Source organism: Streptomyces sp. NPDC034103, from assembly GCF_055575395.1.
Window position 1 is genome coordinate 1 of record NZ_JBVISS010000033.1, and the last position, 16,082, is coordinate 16,082.

Here is a 16,082-nt window from a genome sequence, read left to right on the forward strand (position 1 = left end):
GGCGGCGCGGCCTACAGCCCCGCCCTGACCGACTTCGTCTTCATGGTCCGCGAGACCTCCCAGATGTTCATCACCGGCCCGGACGTGGTCAAGGCCGTGACGGGTGAGGAGATCTCCCAGAACGGCCTGGGCGGCGCGGACGTGCACGCCGAGACCTCGGGGGTGGCCCACTTCGCGTACGACGACGAGGAGACGTGCATCGCGGAGGTGCGCTACCTGCTGTCACTGCTCCCGCAGAACAACCGGGAGGCACCGCCGAGGGTGCGCGGCGACGACTACATCGACCGCCGCTCGGACGCGCTCCTGGACCTGGTGCCCGCCGACGGCAACCGGCCGTACGACATGGCCAAGGTGATCGAGGAGGTCGTCGACGACGGCGAGTACCTGGAGGTCCACGAGGGGTGGGCGCGGAACATCATCTGCGCGCTGGGCCGACTGGACGGACAGACCGTCGGGTTCGTCGCCAACCAGCCCCAGACCCTGGCCGGCGTCCTGGACATCGCGGCCAGCGAGAAGGCCGCGCGGTTCGTGCAGATGTGCGACGCCTTCAACATCCCGATCATGACCTTCCTGGACGTCCCCGGGTTCCTGCCCGGCGTCGACCAGGAGCACGGCGGCATCATCCGGCACGGCGCGAAGCTTCTCTACGCCTACTGCAACGCGACCGTGCCGCGGGTCTCGCTGGTCCTGCGCAAGGCGTACGGCGGCGCCTACATCGTCATGGACTCCCAGTCCATCGGCGCGGACCTCACCTACGCGTGGCCGACGAACGAGATCGCCGTGATGGGCGCGGAAGGCGCCGCCAACGTCATCTTCCGACGTCAGATCGCCGAGGCCGAGGACCCCGAGGCCATGCGGCAGAAGATGGTCAAGGAGTACAAGGCCGAGCTCATGCACCCGTACTACGCGGCGGAACGCGGCCTGGTGGACGACGTGATCGACCCGGCCCGCACCCGCGAGGTCCTCATCCGCTCCCTGGCCATGCTCCGCAGGAAGCACGCCGACCTGCCGTCGCGCAAACACGGCAACCCACCGCAGTAGCAGTACGTTCCGAGGGACTGGGGATGTCGGTGCGGTGCCGGCCTTCGACGTCCCTGTTCTCAGGAGACAGCACATGGTCAAACAGGAGCGCGCCGCCCGCACCCGGCAGGCACTGATCCACGCCGCGGCCGAGGTGTTCGCGGAGGAGGGCTTCGTCACGGCCTCGCTGAGCACCATCAGCAAACGGGCCGGGGTCAGCAACGGCGCGCTGCACTTCCACTTCGCCAACAAGGCCATGCTCGCCGACGCGGTCGAGGCGGAGGCCGCGCGGGTCGTGCACCGGATCACCGAGACGGCGCGGGCCTGGCAGGGCGACTCGCTCCAGGCGGTGGTGGACGCCACGCACGAGCTGATGCGCAGCCTCGCCCAGGACACCGTGGTCCGCGGCGGTTTCGGGCTCTCGGGCGACAGCACGCGCAGGGGGCAGTCCACCCTGCGCGCGCAGTGGCAGCACTGGGTCGAGGACAGCCTGCGCCGGGCCGAGCGGAACGGCGCCCTGGCGGAGGGGGTGTCCTGGGCGGACAGCGCCCGTGTCATCGTCGCCGCCACCGTGGGCCTGGAGGTCCTGGGCGGCGACGACACCTCCTGGCTGTCGCGGCAGAACCTCACCCGCTTCTGGGACGTGCTGCTGCCGCGGCTCGCCGGCCGGCACCACCTGGGCCGGCTGGTGAGCTCCGGCTCGCGGACGCAGGCCGCCGTCTCCTCCTCCGCGGCGTCGGAGCGGCCCGCGCGCTGAAGCCCTGCTCAAGCAGACTGCATGGTCTGTTTAGCTAGCGTTCTTCGTCTACGTTGCCCAACGGCGCCCTGGAGATCGTCTCCAGGGCGCCTTGGTTTTCGCTAGAGGATCAACATAATCCCTGGTCAGAGCGATGGAGGTGCTACGTAACCGCTAAGAAAATACAGGATGTGCGGTTTGATATTGACAGACCGCGCGTGCTGTTTTTACTCTTCTTGTGGCGCCGGGCTGGCATCTGCAGACGGCCGCGGACCGACCGGAGCACTCGGGCACAAGACAGGGGAGATCGCGTGGACATCGAGGTACTCGGCGCACTGGCCGTACAGGAGAACGGAGTCTCCATCACGCCGACGGCGCCCAAGCCGCGTCAGGTGCTGGCGCTGCTGGCACTGCACGCCGACCGCGTGGTGCCCGTCTCCGCACTGATCGAGGAGCTGTGGGGCACCACACCGCCGCGCAGCGCCCGCACCACCCTTCAGACCTACGTCCTGCAGCTGCGCGAACTCATCGCCGTGGCCCTGGAGAAGGACGAGCAGGGCATGGAGGGCGAGAGCGGGCGGCGCACCGCCAAGGACGTGCTGGTGACGATGCCCAGCGGCTACCTGCTGGCCAGCGGTGGCGGCGAGAGCGACGTACGCGCCTTCGAGCGGCTCGCGGGTGTGGGGTACCGGGCCATGGACGCCGGTGACTTCCCCGGCGCCGCACGGCAGTTGCGCGAGGCACTGGCCCTGTGGTCCGGGACCGCCTTCGCCGACGTTCAGGCCGGGACGCAGCTGGACATGGAGATCAAGCGTCTGGAGGAGAGCCGGCTGTGCGCGCTGGACCAGCGCATCGAGGCCGATCTGCGGCTGGGCCGGCACCGTGAACTTCTGGCCGAACTCACCGTCCTGGTGAACCGCTACCGCACGCACGAGAGCCTGCATGGCCAGTTCATGCTGGCGCTGTACCGCTCCGGGCGGCGCGGCGAGGCGCTGGAGGTCTACCAGCGGCTGCGCGCCACGCTCGTCCGGGACCTCGGTCTGGAGCCGTCGGCCGGGCTGCGCCGCCTTCAGCGGTCCATCCTGACCGCCAACCCCGAGACCACCACGGCGGCCCCGAAGACCACCAAGGACCGTCTCGTTCCCACCAGTTGAGTGGCCGCCCCCCTTTCCCAGGGCTGGTGCGCAGGCGGTTCTCCGCCGCGCCGCCGCCTTGGGAAGCGGCATGTCCGGGCCCGGTAAGCGGTACCGGACATTCCGCGCTTCGGTTTCTGTCCAGCGGAATTCAATGAAAGACCAACCGGCTGAAACCTCCCGTGACAGTGCGGATCTCCTTTCTTCCAGTCGTCGTTCACCTGCCCTCGAGTCGATCAATTTCCGGACTGCGGACTTCAGTTGAAACGCCCTCAAGCTCCGGTTGAGGAAAGTCGGGTGTGGCGCGAATCCGGCTAGTGTGCTGCCGGTGATGGAATTCAGCCACGAGAGGAACTCGACGAGGTACGGAGGAAAGCAGTGAAGATACAAGTTCTGGGTCCGTTGAGTGCCGAGGTCAACGGGGGGTCGATTGTCCCGACGGCCGGTAAGCCGCGGCAGATTCTTTCCCTGCTGGCTCTCTACCCCGGACGGGTGATGCCTGTCCCCATGCTCATGGAGGAAATCTGGGGGACCGAACCGCCGCAGAGCGCGCTGACCACCTTGCAGACCTACATCCTGCAGCTGCGCCGGCGCCTGGGCACGGCCATGGGACCTGACGCCCCCGGCGCCGCCAAGGAGGTACTGGCCACCCGGCACGGCGGTTACCTGCTCCAGATACCGCCCGAGAGCGTGGACGTGCACGAGTACGAGCGCATGGTCACCGAAGGGCGCTCGGCGTTCGAGACCGGGGACGACGAGACGTCGGCAAAATGTTTCCGCAAGGCGCTGGAGCTGTGGCGCGGCCCCGCACTGGTCGACGTCCGGGTCGGGCCCATCCTCGGCATCGAGGTCATGCGGCTGGAGGAGAGCCGGCTCGGTACCGTGGAGCGGCGCATCGACGCCGACCTGCGGCTCGGCAGGCACTCCGAACTCATCGCGGAGCTGGCCGAACTGACGGCGCGTTACCCGCAGCACGAGGGACTGCACTCGCAGGCCATGGTGGCGCTGTACCGGTCGGGACGGCAGGCGTCGGCCCTCGCCGTCTACCGCAAGCTGCGCATCCGGCTCATCGAGGAGCTGGGCGTGGAGCCCTCACCGCAGGTGCAGCGACTGCATCAGGCCATGCTGTCCGTCGACCCGCAGCTGGACGTCACCGCCGGCGCCCGGCGCAGCTCGACCTTCGATCTCTACGCCGCCTGAGGCCGGCCGGAGCGGGGGCTCGAGTCGTACTCAGAGGTCGTCAACAGCCATGAACAGGTGGACGTGGCCTCGGGGCGGTACGTGGGACGTGGCGGCCGCGGGCCGGGCGGCCGGGGGAACAGCGCCGGCCCGGCGTCCGTCCGGCCGCCCTGAACAGGGGCGGTTGCCCGGTGCCGGCGGGCGTGCGGGCCCGGCCGGACGGCAGCCGCCCCGCACGCCACCCGTCTTCCGGGCGGCAACCGCCCCGCACGCGTCCATGTCCGGCCGGCCAGGGCCGCCAGGGTGCGAAGACCTCCGTACACAGTGGACCTCTCCTGAACACACCACAGGGGAGGTCTTCTCCATGATCACACCGCTCGGCCGTGCGGACGAGCGGGCGGAAGCCGGCTTCCGCCCGGCCTCAAGCGGTCTTTGAGGTCGTCCCGCGATTCTCGAACCCCACCCCCGTGTGTCCAGGGGCCAAGGGAGAGGAGGACGGCCATGTCGGACGGACAGTCGGTGCGCCTGCACTGCTTCGCGCACTCCGAGGGAGGCCTGTCGGTCTTCGAGCACTGGGCCGCGAGCACCGGAGACGGTGTCGAGGTCCTCCCGGTCCGCCTGCCGGGCGGCGAACGGCGGCGCTCCGAACCCCGGGTGACATCCCATGAGGCGCTCCTCGCCGATGTGCTGCCCCTGTTCACGGACCCGCACCCCGCCCCGTACGTCCTCTACGGGCACGGCCTCGGGGCCATGGTCGCCTTCACCGTGACCCGCGCCCTGCACGAGGCGGGTCTGCCCGGCCCGGCCCTCCTCGCGGTCGGCGCCTGCCCGCCGCCCGACACCCCCTCGGACCTGCCGGACCCCCGCGGCGTGACCGACGCCGAACTGCTGCACGTCCTGGGCGGCAAGGGCGCGGTGCCGGCCGCGAGCGACGAGGGGATCTGGCTGCGCGCCATGCTGCCGGTGCTCCGCGCCGACCTCGAACTCGCCCAGGCCCTGGAGGAGGCCGCCCGCAAGCCCTCCTTCGCGGGTCCGCTCACCACGCCCCTGCTCGTGGTCGCCTCGCAGGAGAACCCGCTGGCGCCGCCCACCATCGCCGAGGGCTGGCGGCAGTGGACCGAGGGGCCCACCTGGCTGCGTACCGTCCCCGGCCACCACTTCTTCACCCGCGGCCGTGAACTGCCCGCACTGCTCGGCAGAGCCTGCCGCGTCACCCGCCGCCTCGCCCGCGAGAGCGTGCCCGTCGGCTGAACCCCCCGGCCACCCGGCGCGGGCACGAAAACTGCCCGCAGGCCCCTGAATCCTTGCGCGACGCGGCAGTTGACGGCTGATGGGACCAGCGCCATTCGATCTGCTTTCCGCCCGTCCTTCAGCGGTTTTCATCCGGCCGTCTGAATTCTGTTCGCGTACTCGTCGGCGCAATGTAGGAGAGGTGTTCAGATGTCTGTTGAGCTCGCGGAGAAGACGACCGAGAAGACGACGCACAAGGTTCATGTGTCCGCATCCGCCGGTGTGGTGTACGCCCTTTTCGCCGACGCGGTGAACTGGCCGCTCTATTTCTCCCCGAGCGTTCATGTGGAACGCCTGGAGTTCGACGGCGAGCGGGAGCGGCTGCGGACGTGGTGTTTCCTGGACGGCGAGCTGAAGTCATGGACGTCATGGCGGCGCCTGGACCCGGTGAAGCGCCGCGTGGAGTTCCGGCAGGAACTGCCCGCACCACCCCTGAGCGCGCTGAGCGGCATCGTGAACGTCACGCCCAACGGCCCCGATGCCTGTGAGCTGGAGCTGGCGTACGACTTCAGCGTCGTCGACGACCAGCCCGCCGACCGGGCCTGGGCCGAGCGGGCCGCCGCCGGGCACAGCCGCAGCCAGCTCGCCGGCCTGAAGGCGATCGCCGAGCGGTGGACCCGCCTGGACGAACTCATCCTGACCTTCGAGGAGTCGGTCCACGTCAACGGCCCGGCCGAACTGGTCTACGACTTCCTCTACCGCGCCGGGGACTGGCCGGACATGGTGCCGCACGTCAGCCGGGTCGACCTCACCGAGGACGAGCCCGGGGTGCAGCGCATGACCATGGAGACCCTGACCGAGTACGGCACCCACACCACGGACTCGGTGCGGATCTGCTTCCCGCACGCCGAGCGCATCATCCACAAGCAGATCACCACGCCCGCCCTGGTCCAGGCACACACCGGCGAATGGTCCGTCGTCCCCGACGAGCACGGCGTGAGCGTCGTCGCGCTGCACACCGTCGTGCTGCGCGAGGAGGACATCGCCGCCGAACTCGGCGCGGACGCGACCCTGCACCACGCCCGCCGACGGGTGCGCGAGACGATCGGCCGCAACAGCCGGGTGCTGCTCGCCCACGCCAAGCAGCACGCGGAGAGCGCCGTACGCATGCTGTGACGGCGGCACCGGGCAAGGCCGAGGGCCATCCACGAGCGGCGCGCACGAACGCCCCCGGCCGCCCGGCGCGCCGCGCACGGACAGGCCCCGCGACCGTCCCCGCGCACCGCTCATGGATGACCCCTGTCGCACTTGGATACCGCTGCACACCTGCTTGGAAAAACGGACGAGGGCCCGGTACTGCCACTAGCTTGCTGAGTCGGAGGGTTGTGGATACCTGCTGACCAGGAGGCGTCATGGAAGCGAGGCGGCGTGGCAACGCCCCCCTGCGCCCTGCGCCCCGTCACCCACGGGACGGCCACCGCTTGCGGCCTGGCCGTCCCGGCTTCGCCGGGCACGCGCGCGGCCCGTCCACACCACCGGCCGCGCGCCCCCGGGCGCTCCCCTGTCTTCGCCACGGCCCTGTACGGCGCCAGCGGACGAGAACCGTCCGGCACGCCGTCGGGGCCGCCCTCGGCACGTCGGCCACCGGCCGTGGGGCACGGTCCCCACGAGGGCCGGACGTCGTAGCTCACCCAGCGCCTACAGAGGAGAGGAGGGAGGGGACCGCGCCGGTCTCATCCGACCGCACGTCCCCGGACACGCATGACTGTTTCCCGCTCCTCCCACGCGGCGATCTCCGTGATCGTCGACCCCGGGCCCCCTCCGCACACGGCCCCGTGGGACCTCGAACTGCGCGGACCGCTCGACCCCGCCGTGCTGGAAGACGTCCTGGGCGAACTCGCCAGCGGTGACCCGGGCCGGCCCGGCTGGCAGCACCGGCTGCTGCGGCACGGCCCCGACCATCACACGCTGCGCTTCATCCAGCGGGACGGCGCGATCGCGGCCTCTGTGGTGGGCCGTATCGCCGACCTGCTCACCGAGCCGCCGCTGGCCGACCGTCCGCTCGTCCCCGCCCAGAGCACGGTCCTGACCCGCCCGCTACGGCTGCGCTACGAGGCGGTCTGTCTCGAACCGGCCGTCCCGCTGGAGGCGGACACGGTCCGTCAGGCGCTGCGCGCCGTCGTGGCCGCCCACCCCCAGCTGCGCTCCCGGCTGGATGCGACGGGCGGCCGGCTGCTCGGCCAGGCCCCGGCCGGGGACGCCCAGGTCCCCCTGACGGAAGGCGAGTTCACCGACGAGGCCGGTTTCGCCGCGGCCGTCGCCTCGATCGGCCGCACCCTCGACACGCGCCGCGGCGTCCAGATGCGGGCGCTGCTCGCCCGGGACCGGCGCGCGACCGGACCGCGCGCCGACCGGCTCGCGGTGGTCGTCCACCAGATGGCCGTGGACGCCGCGTCCTGGCGGATCCTCCTGGACGACCTGACGGCCGCCCTCGGCCTGACCACCGTCGCCGTACGACCGCGGCGCACCCCGGACGGACTGGCCGACTGGGTCGGCGAACTGCGCGAGCTGGCCCGCGACCCCGACGAGGTCCGGCACTGGTCCCAGGTCGCCGACCGCAGGACCCGCGCGCTCAGCGCCCGCCGCTCCGCCGCGGTGACCGGGTCCGGCGACGGGCCCGACACCGCCCCGGCGGCGACCTGGGAAAGCGGCCCCGGCCACGAACGGCACCTCGGGTTCACCCTGGACGAGGAACTGACCGAGCGGCTCACCCAGAGCCTGGCCCACCGCCTCGCGCTGACCGCCGGGCAGGTACTGACCGGCGCGTTCGCCGTGGCCCTGGCCCGCTGGCAGCTCGCCGACGAGATCAGTTTCGACGTACGCAGCGACCCCCGGCGGGGCCGTCCGGGGCTACGGCGTCATGTGGGCCGCCTCACCGACGCCCACCCGGTGCATCTGACCCTCGACCCCGGACTCGACTCCCTCGGACAACTCGCCGCACTGGCAGGCCAGTTGGCGGCCGCTGCCGGGCAGGCGGAGGGCGGCGCCGGATTCGGGGCCTGCCGGGAGTGGAGCCCCGACCCGCTGCTGCGCGACACCCTGCTCGCCCTGCCGCCCGCCCCGGCCTGCCTCATCCTGCACGGCCCGGACGAGGTGCTGCCCGACTCCGCCCGCCCCGTGCCCGGCAGCGCACCGGGCCGGCCCGAGCACCGGCTGGAGGCCCGCGTCCAGCTCACCGGCGGCAGGCTGCGCCTCGGCGTGGACTGGCTGCCCGACCCCGCCCAGGGCATCACCGACACCTCCGTGGCCGCCCTCACGGACCTGCTGCGCGAGACGATCGTGGAACTGGCCGACGCGGCCGACGCCCCGATCCCGTCCCTCTTCCGGGCCACCCCCCAGCAGCTGGCGCTGTACACGGACGGCGCGGCACGACCCGGCACCGGGCGGCACGTCGAGCAGCTGGTGTGGGCCTGGCACGGCCCGCTCGACGTCGAACGCTTCACCTCCGCCTGGCAGTCGGTCTTCGACTGCGAGACCGTGCTGCGCACCGCCTTCACCGGCGGCCCCGAACCGCAGCTCATCGTGCACGGCCGGGTCGCACCCGAGATCACCGTCCGGGTCCGCCAGGGCGACGAGGACCTGTCCGAGCTGCTCGAGCGCGACCGGCTGCGCGGCTTCGACCTGCGCTGCCCCGGACCCCTGCGCCTGACCCTGCTGGGTTCGGAGGGCAGCCCGCTGGAGGACGCCGCCGCACCCACCCGGATCGTGCTCACCTACCACCGGGCGCTGCTGGACACCTGGAGCGCGCACATCATGCTGCGCGAGTTCCACCGGGCCTATCTCGCGGGCGGCTCCCTGCCCGGCGGCGAGCGCCGGCCCGACCTGCGCGACTACACCGCCTGGATCGCGGCCCAGGACCTGGAACCGGTACGAGGACTCTGGGCGCGCTCGACGCCACCGGCCGACGCGGCGTCCCGGCCCGCCCGGCCCGGCGGGGCCACCGGGCTGACCGGGGTCGGCCGGTCCCGGCTGCGTCTGGACTCCGCGGAAACCATCCGCCTCGCCCGGTGGGCCGGCATGTGGGGCATCGGCGAGAGCAGCGTGCTCCAGGCGGTCTGGGCGATGCTCATCCACCGTGCCTCCGGCGCCACCGGACCCGCCCCGGTCTGCTTCGCGGTGACCGTACCCGGGCGTGGCATACCGCTCGACGGCGCGGCCCGGATGCTGGGCCCGCTGCGCAACTCGCTGCCGATGTCCGTCGAGGTGGACCCGGCGGGCACCCTGCCCGAGCTGATGCGCCGACTGCGGGACAACGCCCTGGACATGGCTGCCTACGAATGGGTGCCCGCCGACTGGGTCCGGTCTCCGGGGCGGGGCGGCGCGGGCACCGACCCGGCCGCCACCCTCATCGTCTTCGAGGACCCGCCGCACCCGGTGGAGGGGCTGGAGAGCGAACTCGCCGCACAGGGCATCAGGGCCGACTTCGCGGGCACCGTACCCGCCCGCTCGGTGCTGCCCATCGGGCTGCTCGCCCACCACGACAGCACCGGCGGCCTGGTCCTGACGGGGGTGTACGACCGTGACGTGCTCGACGAGGAAGCGGCGACCGAACTGCTGATGCAGAGCGCCCTGCTGCTGCGCGAACTCCCCCTGTGGGCAGGCGAGTCCACCACCGTGGCGGACGCCGTGAAGCTGCTGGAGGGCAGGGCCGTGCCGCGGATGGCCGAGGCCCCCGGGGCGGACGCGGACGGTCCGCTGCTCACCCTGCGGGCGGCGGAGCGGGAGCAGGCGGACACCATCTGCCTGGTGCCGCCGCCGGGCGCACCCGCGACCTGCTACGACCTGCTGGCGCGCACCTACACGGGCGCGGAGGAACTGCTGGTGCTCACCGGCGACGCCGACCGGGCCCGGGCCGCCCTGGCCGCGCACCTGGCGGGCCGGTCCCTGCTGCTCGGCGGCTTCTCCGGGGCCGGCGCCCTGGCCTGCGACCTCGCCCGGCGGATCGCCGCGGACGGCGGACGGCCACCCCGCGTGGTGCTGGCCGGCGCGAGCGCGGACGAGGAGGAACGGGCCGACGAACTCACCCGGGCTCTGAAGGCCGCCACCGCCGCACCGGACGGCTGAGAGGACCGGGCGCCCCGGCCAGGTCGGGTCAGGTCGGGTCGGGGCGCCCACGGCATCGGCGTATCACGGCGGACGGCGCACGACCGTGTCCAGGGCGGGACGAGCCACCGCCGTAGCACGGCGGGACGACCGCACCGCCGTCGGACCGGTTCTCTCCGCTTGGGTTCCGCCGCTCTTCGAGTGCTCCTCGTTCGACGTCGTACATCTTGGGCTGTGTATCCCGGGTGACCTCGCCCGGTCTCTGACCCCCTTCGTGCTTTGGGCCGCAGCCATCAGGAGAGCCATGTCCCGTCGTCTGTTCACCTCGGAGTCCGTCACCGAGGGTCATCCCGACAAGATCGCCGACCGGATCAGCGACACCATCCTCGACGCGCTGCTGCGCCAGGACCCCACCTCGCGCGTGGCGGTCGAGACGCTGATCACCACCGGCCAGGTACACATCGCCGGTGAGGTCACCACCACCGCCTACGCGCCGATCGCCCAACTGGTGCGCGACGCCATCCTCGAGATCGGTTACGACTCCTCGGCCAAGGGTTTTGACGGTGCGTCGTGTGGTGTGTCGGTGTCGATCGGGGCGCAGTCGGCGGATATCGCGCAGGGTGTCGATGCCGCGTACGAGACGCGGGTCGAGGGTGATGACGACGAGCTGGACCGGCAGGGTGCGGGCGATCAGGGGTTGATGTTCGGGTATGCCACGGACGAGACGCCGTACCTGATGCCGTTGCCGATCGAGCTGGCCCACCGTCTGTCGCGCCGTTTGACGGAGGTGCGCAAGGACGGGACGGTTCCGTATCTGCGTCCGGACGGCAAGACGCAGGTCACCATCGAGTACGACGGTGACAAGGCCGTCCGCCTGGACACGGTGGTGGTGTCCTCGCAGCACGCGGCCGACATCGATCTGGAGTCGCTGCTGACCCCGGACATCCGGCACGAGGTCGTCGAGCACGTGCTCGCCCAGCTGGCCGATGAGGGGATCAAGCTGGAGACGGAGGGCTACCGCCTCCTGGTCAACCCGACCGGTCGCTTTGAGATCGGTGGTCCGATGGGCGATGCGGGGCTGACCGGCCGGAAGATCATCATCGACACCTACGGCGGGATGGCCCGCCACGGTGGGGGTGCGTTCTCCGGCAAGGACCCGTCCAAGGTGGACCGTTCGGCCGCGTACGCGATGCGGTGGGTCGCCAAGAACGTCGTCGCCGCGGGCCTCGCCTCACGCTGCGAGGTGCAGGTGGCGTACGCGATCGGCAAGGCCGAGCCGGTGGGCCTGTTCGTGGAGACCTTCGGTACCCACACGGTCGAGGTGGAGAAGATCCAGCGGGCGATCGCCGAGGTCTTCGATCTGCGCCCGGCCGCCATCATCCGCGACCTGGAGCTCCTGCGGCCCATCTACTCGCAGACCGCCGCCTACGGCCACTTCGGCCGTGAGCTGCCGGACTTCACCTGGGAACGCACCGACCGCGCCCAGCAGCTCAAGGCAGCCGCGGGCATCTGAGCCCGACCCCCGACGGCCGGGCCCGACGGTCGCGGCCGACGCCGTACGACACGGCGATCAGCGACCGAAGCGACCGAAGGAGTTCCCGTGCGTATCGCGGTGACAGGATCCATAGCCACCGACCACCTGATGGTCTTCCCCGGACGGTTCACGGACCAACTGCTCCCCGAACAGCTCGCCCACGTCTCGCTCTCCTTCCTCGTCGACCGCCTCGAGGTGCGCCGGGGCGGCGTCGCCGCCAACATCGCCTACGGGCTCGGCGGCTTCGACCTCTCGCCGCTCCTGGTCGGGGCGGTCGGCACGGACTTCGCCGAGTACGAGGTGTGGCTGAAGGAGCACGGCGTCGACACCGGGGGAGTGCACGTCTCCGACGAACAGCAGACCGCCCGCTTCATGTGCATCACCGACGACGACGCCAACCAGATCGCCTCGTTCTACGCCGGCGCCATGACCGAGGCCCACGACATCGACCTCGGCACCCTCGTCACCGGCCCCGACCGCCCCGGTCTGGTCCTCGTCTCGCCCAACGACCCGGCGGCCATGCTGCGCCACACCGCCGACTGCCGCGCCCTCGGCCTCCCCTTCGCGGCCGACCCCTCACAGCAGCTCGCGCGCCTCGACGGCGACCAGGTCCGCGACCTCGTGGACGGCGCCGCCTGGCTGTTCACCAACGAGTACGAGGCCGCGCTGCTGAAGGAGCGCACCGGCTGGAGCCGCCTGGAGATCCTCGCCGTCGTCGGCACCTGGGTCACCACCCTGGGCGAGAAGGGGGTACGCATCGAACGCGCCGGACAGCCCCCGCTCGTCGTCCCCGCGATCCCCGACACCGCCACCGCCGACCCGACCGGTGTCGGCGACGCCTTCCGCGCCGGCTTCCTCGCCGCCGTCAGCCACGGCGTACCGCTGGAGCCCGCCGCCCGCCTCGGCTGCGCACTGGCCTCCGTGGTCCTCGGCGCGGTCGGCTCGCAGTCCTACGAGGTCGACCCGGCGCAGCTGTCCGACATCGTCGAGCGAGCCTACGGCCCCGGTACGGCCGCCCCGCTCGCGCCAGTCCTCGGAGCACGCTCATGACCGCTGACCACCGCACCCGCATCGCCGAGCTCCGTGAGGCCTTCGCCACCCGTGTGGTGGTCGCCGACGGGGCGATGGGCACCATGCTCCAGGCGCAGGAGCCCACGCTTGAGGACTTCGAGCAGCTGGAGGGCTGCAACGAGATCCTCAACGTCACCCGCCCCGACATCGTGCGCGCGGTGCACGCCGAGTACTTCGACGCGGGCGTCGACTGCGTGGAGACCAACACCTTCGGCGCCAACCACGCCGCCCTCGGCGAGTACGACATCCCCGAGCGCGTCCACGAACTGTCCGAGGCCGGCGCCCGCGTGGCCCGCGAGACCGCCGACGAGTACACCGCCCGTGACGGCCGCCAACGCTGGGTCCTCGGCTCGATGGGCCCCGGCACCAAACTCCCCACCCTGGGCCACGCCCCCTACACCACCCTGCGCGACGCCTACCAGCAGAACGCCGAGGGCCTGGTCGCGGGCGGCGCCGACGCGCTCCTCGTCGAGACCACCCAGGACCTCCTCCAGACCAAGGCCGGTGTCCTCGGCGCCCGCCGCGCCCTCGACGCCCTGGGCCTGGACGTGCCGCTCATCGTGTCGGTGACGGTGGAGACGACCGGCACGATGCTGCTGGGCTCCGAGATCGGTGCCGCGCTGACGGCGCTGGAGCCGCTGGGCATCGACATGATCGGCCTGAACTGCGCGACCGGTCCGGCGGAGATGAGCGAGCACCTGCGCTATCTGGCCCGGCACTCCCGCATCCAGCTGTCCTGCATGCCCAACGCCGGCCTGCCGGTCCTGGGCAAAAACGGTGCCCACTACCCGTTGAGCGCAGCGGAGTTGGCGGACGCGCAGGAGAACTTCGTCCGCGAGTACGGCCTCTCCTTGGTCGGCGGCTGCTGCGGTACGACGCCGGAGCATCTGCGGCAGGTCGTCGAGCGGGTGCGTGGTCTGGCCCCGACGGCACGCGATCCGCGTCCGGAGCCGGGGGCGGCCTCGCTCTATCAGACGGTGCCGTTCCGGCAGGACACGTCGTACATGGCGATCGGTGAGCGGACGAACGCCAACGGGTCGAAGAAGTTCCGCGAGGCGATGCTGGAGGCCCGCTGGGACGACTGTGTGGAGATGGCCCGGGAGCAGATCCGCGAGGGCGCGCACATGCTCGACCTGTGCGTGGACTACGTCGGCCGTGACGGTGTGGCGGACATGGAGGAGCTGGCCGGTCGGTTCGCGACGGCGTCCACCCTGCCGATCGTGCTGGACTCCACCGAGGTGGAGGTGATCCGGGCGGGGCTGGAGAAGCTCGGCGGCCGTGCGGTCATCAACTCGGTCAACTACGAGGACGGCGACGGCCCCGAGTCCCGGTTCGCGAAGGTCACCAAGCTCGCCCAGGAGCACGGCGCCGCGCTGATCGCGCTGACCATCGACGAGGAGGGGCAGGCGCGGACCCCGGAGAAGAAGGTCGAGATCGCCGAGCGGCTGATCGCCGACCTGACGGGGAACTGGGGCATCCACGAGTCGGACATCCTCATCGACACCCTGACCTTCACCATCTGCACCGGTCAGGAGGAGTCCCGCAAGGACGGCATCGCGACCATCGAGGCCATCCGCGAGCTGAAGCGGCGCCACCCTGAGGTGCAGACGACCCTGGGGTTGTCGAACATCTCCTTCGGGTTGAACCCGGCCGCGCGGATGCTGCTGAACTCGGTGTTCCTGGACGAGTGCGTGAAGGCGGGTCTGGACTCGGCGATCGTGCACGCCTCGAAGATCCTGCCGATCGCCCGGTTCAGCGAGGAAGAGGTCCAGACCGCCCTCGACCTGATCTATGACCGGCGTGCCGAGGGCTATGACCCGTTGCAGAAGCTGATGGCGCTGTTCGAGGGCGCCACGGCGAAGTCGCTGAAGGCGGGCAAGGCCGAGGAACTGGCCGCGCTGCCGCTGGAGGAGCGCCTCAAGCGCCGGATCATCGACGGCGAGAAGAACGGGCTCGACCAGGACCTGGAGGCGGCCCTCCAGGAGCGGCCGGCGCTGGACATCGTCAACGACACCCTCCTTGAGGGCATGAAGGTCGTCGGTGAGCTGTTCGGTTCGGGGCAGATGCAGTTGCCGTTCGTGCTCCAGTCCGCCGAGGTCATGAAGACCGCGGTGGCCTATCTGGAGCCGCACATGGAGAAGACGGACGACGAGGGCAAGGGCACGATCGTGCTGGCCACCGTGCGCGGGGACGTGCATGACATCGGCAAGAACCTGGTCGACATCATCCTGTCCAACAACGGCTACACCGTCGTCAACCTCGGCATCAAGCAGCCGGTCTCGGCCATCCTCGAAGCGGCCGTGGAGCACAAGGCCGACGTGATCGGGATGTCGGGGCTGCTGGTGAAGTCCACGGTGATCATGAAGGAGAACCTGGAGGAGCTCAACTCCCGTGGTCTCGCGGCCGATTACCCCGTGATCCTGGGCGGCGCCGCCCTCACCCGCGCCTACGTCGAGCAGGATCTGCACGAGATCTACGAGGGCGAGGTCCGCTACGCCCGCGACGCCTTCGAGGGCCTGCGCCTGATGGACGCGCTCATCGCGGTCAAGCGGGGCGTGCCGGGGGCCAAGCTGCCGGAGCTGAAGCAGCGCCGGGTCAAGAGCACCGCGACCGCGGCCGCCGTCGTCACGGAGAGCCCCGAACAGGGCCGCTCCGACGTCGCCGTCGACAACCCCGTGCCCACGCCGCCGTTCTGGGGGACCCGGGTCGTCAAGGGCATCCAGCTCAAGGAGTACGCGTCCTGGCTCGACGAGGGCGCCCTGTTCAAGGGGCAGTGGGGTCTCAAGCAGACCCGCAAGGGCGAGGGGCCCACCTACGAGGAGCTCGTGGAGACCGAGGGGCGGCCCCGGCTGCGCGGCTGGCTCGACCGGCTCCAGACGGAGAACCTGCTGGAGGCGGCCGTCGTCCACGGCTACTTCCGCTGTGTCTCCAAGGGCGAGGACCTGATCCTGCTCGACGAGAACGGCTCCGAACTGACCCGGTTCACCTTCCCGCGCCAGCGCCGTGGCCGCCGGCTGTGCCTGGCGGACTTCTTCCGCCCGGAGGAGTCGGGGGAGACCGACGTCGTCGGCCTCCA

Annotated in this window: 10 protein-coding genes; all 10 read left to right on the forward strand. The window is 71.3% G+C overall.

What is annotated here, in order from left to right; translation table 11 throughout:
- Nucleotides 1–1,041, forward strand: a 1,041-nt coding sequence (locus tag ACZ56U_RS39705; RefSeq protein WP_469088812.1) for an acyl-CoA carboxylase subunit beta, incomplete at its 5' end; no start/stop codon positions are given.
- Between the two features lie 73 nt (nt 1,042–1,114).
- A complete protein-coding gene (locus ACZ56U_RS39710; protein ID WP_469088813.1) occupies nt 1,115–1,777 on the forward strand; it encodes a ScbR family autoregulator-binding transcription factor in 663 nt (220 codons plus the stop codon).
- A gap of 290 nt (nt 1,778–2,067) precedes the next feature.
- Nucleotides 2,068–2,910: an AfsR/SARP family transcriptional regulator gene (locus ACZ56U_RS39715; RefSeq protein ID WP_469088814.1), complete on the forward strand. Its 843-nt coding sequence runs from the start codon at nt 2,068–2,070 to the stop codon at nt 2,908–2,910.
- 357 nt (nt 2,911–3,267) lie between these two features.
- A complete protein-coding gene (locus tag ACZ56U_RS39720) occupies nt 3,268–4,089 on the forward strand; it encodes an AfsR/SARP family transcriptional regulator (RefSeq protein ID WP_469088815.1) in 822 nt (273 codons plus the stop codon).
- Nucleotides 4,090–4,569: 480 nt separating this feature from the next.
- On the forward strand, nt 4,570–5,319 hold the full coding sequence (locus tag ACZ56U_RS39725) for a thioesterase II family protein (RefSeq protein ID WP_469088816.1): 750 nt from the start codon (nt 4,570–4,572) through the stop codon (nt 5,317–5,319).
- A 189-nt stretch (nt 5,320–5,508) separates the two neighbouring features.
- On the forward strand, nt 5,509–6,474 hold the full coding sequence (locus ACZ56U_RS39730) for an aromatase/cyclase (protein ID WP_469088817.1): 966 nt from the start codon (nt 5,509–5,511) through the stop codon (nt 6,472–6,474).
- A gap of 585 nt (nt 6,475–7,059) precedes the next feature.
- Entirely contained in the window at nt 7,060–10,422 is a 3,363-nt protein-coding gene (locus ACZ56U_RS39735; protein ID WP_469088818.1) for a condensation domain-containing protein, read from the forward strand.
- Between the two features lie 283 nt (nt 10,423–10,705).
- Nucleotides 10,706–11,914: a methionine adenosyltransferase gene (gene metK / locus ACZ56U_RS39740; protein ID WP_469088819.1), complete on the forward strand. Its 1,209-nt coding sequence runs from the start codon at nt 10,706–10,708 to the stop codon at nt 11,912–11,914.
- A gap of 87 nt (nt 11,915–12,001) precedes the next feature.
- A complete protein-coding gene (locus ACZ56U_RS39745) occupies nt 12,002–12,985 on the forward strand; it encodes a carbohydrate kinase family protein (protein ID WP_469088820.1) in 984 nt (327 codons plus the stop codon).
- Nucleotides 12,982–16,082: methionine synthase (gene metH / locus ACZ56U_RS39750; RefSeq protein WP_469088821.1), on the forward strand; the 3,101-nt coding region annotated here is incomplete at its 3' end. The genes ACZ56U_RS39745 and metH, both read left to right, overlap by 4 nt.